General features: G+C 64.6%; 4 protein-coding genes and 1 pseudogene. All 5 read right to left on the bottom strand.

Annotated features, from left to right (window positions below):
* On the bottom strand, positions 1–1,818 hold a 1,818-nt coding region (locus PFH44_RS25190), incomplete at its 3' end, for an ATP-binding protein (RefSeq protein WP_283826518.1).
* A 169-nt stretch (positions 1,819–1,987) separates the two neighbouring features.
* On the bottom strand, positions 1,988–2,623 hold the full coding sequence (locus PFH44_RS25185) for an urea amidolyase associated protein UAAP2 (RefSeq protein WP_041145463.1): 636 nt from the start codon (positions 2,621–2,623) through the stop codon (positions 1,988–1,990).
* 10 nt (positions 2,624–2,633) lie between these two features.
* A complete protein-coding gene (locus PFH44_RS25180) occupies positions 2,634–3,362 on the bottom strand; it encodes an urea amidolyase associated protein UAAP1 (protein ID WP_283826517.1) in 729 nt (242 codons plus the stop codon).
* A 4-nt stretch (positions 3,363–3,366) separates the two neighbouring features.
* Positions 3,367–4,146 (bottom strand): ABC transporter ATP-binding protein, encoded by a 780-nt coding sequence (locus PFH44_RS25175; RefSeq protein ID WP_283826516.1) that lies wholly within the window; start codon positions 4,144–4,146, stop codon positions 3,367–3,369.
* Positions 4,143–4,326, bottom strand: a pseudogene (locus PFH44_RS25170) (ABC transporter permease); the annotation flags it as partial. The gene PFH44_RS25175 and the pseudogene PFH44_RS25170, both read right to left, overlap by 4 nt.

Genomic DNA, 4,326 nt, shown 5'->3' with positions numbered 1-4,326 from the left:
GTGCAGAACGTCGCCGCCGCGCAGCGCGCGTCCGGCGTGGCCGCCAAACTGTCCGAGGGTAAAGGTGCTTTTGCTGCCTAAATAGTCCGGCACCTGAATGCCGCCGCGCAGGCAGATATAGCTGCGCACCCCCGCGCCGCTGACCGGGCCGATTTTCAGCGTCGCGCCGGCAGGAATCGTAAAGACGCGGTTCATCGGCTGGGCCACGCCGTCGAGGGTCACCGCCACCGCCGCGCCGCATATCGCCGCCTCGGCGAGGCAGTTAAACTTCAGCGTCGGCCCGCTGAGGGTGATTTCCAGCGCCGCTTCGCCCTCCGGGTTCCCAAGCAGCCGGTTGCCGAGGCGCAGCGCCCGGTCGTCCATCGGCCCCGAAGGCGGAACGCCCACCGCCCAGTATCCGAGGCGCCCCGGATAGTCCTGAACGCTGGTCTGGGTTCCGGCGCTCAGCACCTCGACGGTCGCCGCCCGATAGCTCAGCTGCTCCAGGCAGCGGGTCCAGGCTTCGCCTTCGCTAAAGGGGGTGAAAGCCAGAATTTGCTGCAGGTAGAGACGATTGGTTTCCACGCCGTACAGCCGGGTTGCCGCCAGCGCTTCGCCGAGACGGGCGATGGCCCGCTCGCGGTCGGGCTGCCAGGCGATGGTTTTTGCCAGCATCGGGTCGAAGAACGGCGGCACCTCGCAGCCGGCCTCCACCCAGCGGTCAATTCGCAGGGTTTGCCCATCCGCCGGCGGGAAGGTCGCTTCGCTGAGCAGCCCCGGCGACGGCTGGAACTGACGGCCGGGATCTTCGGCGTAGATCCGCGCCTGAATCGCGTGGCCGCGCGGCTGCAGATCCGCCATCAGCCGGGACAGCGGCGGCAAATCCCCCGCCGCCAGGGCGACCATCCAGCGCACCAGATCGACGCCCCACACCTGCTCGGTCACGCCGTGCTCAACCTGCAGGCGGGTATTAACCTCAAGAAAATAGAAGCGCTGCGCCAGGCTATCGTAAACAAACTCCACCGTCCCGGCGCTGCGGTAGCTGACCGCTTTGCCCAGGGCGATGGCCGCCTCACACAGCGCCTGCGCCATCCCCTCAGGCAGATTGGGGGCCGGCGTCTCTTCGATAACCTTCTGGTTACGCCGCTGAATCGAACAGTCGCGCACGCCGAGGGCGATAACCTCCCCCTGCCCGTCGCCAAAGATCTGCACCTCAAGGTGGCGCGCGCGGGAGATATATTTTTCAACGAACACGCCGGCATCGCTAAAGTTGTTCTGCCCGAGGCGGCGGACGGTCTCAAAGGCCTCCGCCAGCTCGTCGGCATCGTGACACACCCGCATGCCGATCCCGCCGCCGCCGGCGGTGCTTTTCAGCATCACCGGATAGCCAATCGCCTGCGCGGCGCGGCACGCCTCGGCGCTATCGGCCAGCAGCCCGGTACCTTCCAGCAGCGGCAGCCCCTGCGCTTTAGCCAGCGCCCTGGCGGTATGCTTAAGGCCAAAGGTCCGCAGCTGCTGCGGCGTCGGGCCGACGAATGCCAGCCCGGCGGCTTCGCAGGCTTCGGCGAAGGCGGCGTTTTCCGACAGGAAGCCGTAGCCGGGGTGGATCGCCTCGGCGCCGCTTTGCCGCGCGGCGGCGATGATTTTCTCCACCACCAGATAGGTTTGCGCCGCCGGGCCGTCGCCGAGGCTAAGCGCTTCATCGGCTTCGCGAATATGCAGGCTGCTGAGATCGGCATTGGAATAGACGGCAACGCCTTTAACCTGCATATCGCGCAGCGTGCGCAGAATTCGGCAGGCGATAGCGCCGCGGTTGGCAATAAGTAGCGTGTTAAACATAAGCGGGACTCACATCATGGCGGGTCGTCCCGCAGCAAAATAGCGTTCTTCCCAGGGTCGTCCCCGGGGGCGCGTCGGCGTCAGGATTTACGCGACGGCGTACTGTTCAGGCGATCGGCGCGTACGGCAAACAGGCGATAGGCCATTAGCCGCCAGCGCTGCCAGCGGGTCAGTTCCATACCAGCACCTCCGCCGGGGTTGGGTTCCAGCCGTTGCACGGGTTATTGAGCTGCGGGCAGTTGGAGATCAGCACCATGGCGTTACACTCCGCGCGCAGCTCGACGTATTTCCCGGCGGCGGAGATACCATCTTCGAAGGTCAGCCCGCCTTCTTCCGTCACCGGCACGTTCATAAAGAAGTTGATGTTGGCGCCGATATCGCGCTTGTGCAGGCGGCCGTCGTGCAGGCAGGCGCAGAGAAAGTTGTCCCGGCAGCTGTGCATGTAGCGCTTATCGGCGGCATAGCGCACGGTGTTGCTCTCCTGGGCGCAGGCGCCGCCGAGGGTGTCGTGGCGGCCGCAGGTGTCGGCAACGATGGTCAGCAGCGGCCGGCCAAGGTTCGAGAACAGCACGCTGCCGGCGGTCAGATAGACGTTCCCCTGGCGACGCAGCGTGCGCTGCGGATCGTAGCGTTCGCGCGGGTTATCGGCGTTATAGAACAGGGTGTCGATAGCCTGGTTGCCTTCAAGATCGAGCAGCCGCAGGGTTTGCCCTTTCTTCACTTCGAACAGCCAGGGTTCGCCCGCCGGGATCACGTGACGATAGACGGCATCAGCCGGGTTGCGGGGACTGGTAACAAGGCTCATGGACGGCTCCTCAGAGGGCAAAAAGTTGGGTATTGGCAAACGCGCGCTGGTTTTCATCGCGGGTGAGCAGCGAGGCGACCGCCGCCTCGGTATCGTCGGCGTCGAACCAGCTCAGCTGGACCGGACGCGGGGCATACTCCGTAGCGGGGTCCTGCGGATGCGGCAGCGCGGTGAGGACGATCAGCACGTCCATCGGCGCAAACAGCTCGACGTAGCGCCCGGCGCTGGAGGGCGCGGCGCAGAAATGGAAGCTGCCGTCGGCGGCGACGGTGACCTTGCTGAAGAAGTTGACCACCATCAGCAGATCCTCCAGGCCCAGATCCCATTTGCCCATCTCAACCAGCAGGTTATCGACGCCGTTGCGGTAGTAGCCGTTGCGCAGCTCCTGGTAGCGCCCTGCGCCGTACTTTTCTAAGGTTTCTTCGGCGTTGAGCACGCCGCCAAAGGGATCGTGCCAGCCGCTGCTATCGGCGACGATCCCCGCCAGCACGCGACCCATATCGGAGTAGAAGCAGTGCCCGGCGGTCAGGCGCGCGGTGTGCTGCCCTTTCAGGGTATCCGGCAGGTTCAGGCGTTCGCTCTTTTCATGCGGATTGAGCATCATCATGCTGACGTTGGCCTCGCCGTCGATGTCGGTCAGGCGCAGGATTTGCCCGCGGCGCAGAATAAACGAGGTATGGCCGCCGCCCGGGACAAGCTCTTCGCGCAGGCTCGGTGCGGAGTGAAAAAGTGGCTTCATCTGACTATCTCCTTAATGCATAAACGTTGTTATCGCTGCCGGTGCCGAGCATCTGCGACATGCGGGCTTCGTTAAGCGGTATGTCGTAGGTCACGCGCGCGCCGTAGGCGTTGGGCGCCTGCGGGTCGTGACGCACCTTGTCAAAGACCAGCAGCCGGGTCCCGAGATTGAAGCCCTCGGCCAAATCGTGGGTCACCATAAAGACCGTCATCCGCGTTTCGCTCCACAGCTGCAAAAGCAGCGCGTGCATATCCTTGCGGATACCCGGGTCGAGGGCGCCAAACGGCTCATCAAGCAGCAGGATGCGCGGCTGCATCACGAAGGCCTGGGCGATAGCCAGCCGCTGCTGCATGCCGCCGGAGAGCTGCGCCGGGTACTTATCGAGCGCGTGGGAGAGGCCGACTTTCTCCAGCATCTGCGCCGCCCGTTCGCGGGCAAGCCGTCTGCGGGCGCCAAAAAGACGGCCAAGCAGCGGCGAGGCCGGCAGCTCGAGACCAACGGTCACGTTATCCAGCACGTTGAGATGCGGGAATACAGAATAGCGTTGGAACACCACGCCGCGGCTGCGGTCCGGCTCGGCGGCCAGCGGCTGGCCGTCAAGGGTGATGGCGCCCCGGGTCGGTTTTTCCTGGCCCAGCAGCAGGCGCAAAAAGGTCGATTTCCCGCAGCCGGAGGCGCCGACCATCGAACAAAACTCCCCCTCCCTGACCTCGAGGTTGATGCGCTCCAGCACCACGTGGTCGCCGTACTCCTGCCAGATATTTTTAATGGCAATAAAGCTCATACCCGGCCTCCTTCCGCCCACGGGAAGCAGGCTTTGTGCAGCTGACGCAGGGCCAGATCCATCAGCCAGGCCAGCAGGGTTATCCAGATCACGTAGGGAATAATGACGTCCATCGCCATGTAGCGGCGAACAAGGAAAATGCGGTATCCGAGACCGGCGGTGGCGGGAAAGGCCTCCGCC

It is taken from the genome of Klebsiella sp. Ech2A (genome assembly GCF_030078455.1).
GTDB classification, from domain to species: domain Bacteria; phylum Pseudomonadota; class Gammaproteobacteria; order Enterobacterales; family Enterobacteriaceae; genus Klebsiella; species Klebsiella terrigena.
The sequence above is the reverse complement of the archived record's forward strand: the minus strand, read 5'-3'. Positions and strand labels throughout refer to the sequence as shown.

What these genes read in the sequence shown, in the direction of transcription:
- PFH44_RS25185 (WP_041145463.1), bottom strand. Translation starts at nt 2,623, where the DNA reads ATGAGCCTTGTTACCAGTCCCCGCAACCCGGCTGATGCCGTCTATCGT.
- PFH44_RS25180 (WP_283826517.1), bottom strand. Translation starts at nt 3,362, where the DNA reads ATGAAGCCACTTTTTCACTCCGCACCGAGCCTGCGCGAAGAGCTTGTC.
- PFH44_RS25175 (WP_283826516.1), bottom strand. Translation starts at nt 4,146, where the DNA reads ATGAGCTTTATTGCCATTAAAAATATCTGGCAGGAGTACGGCGACCAC.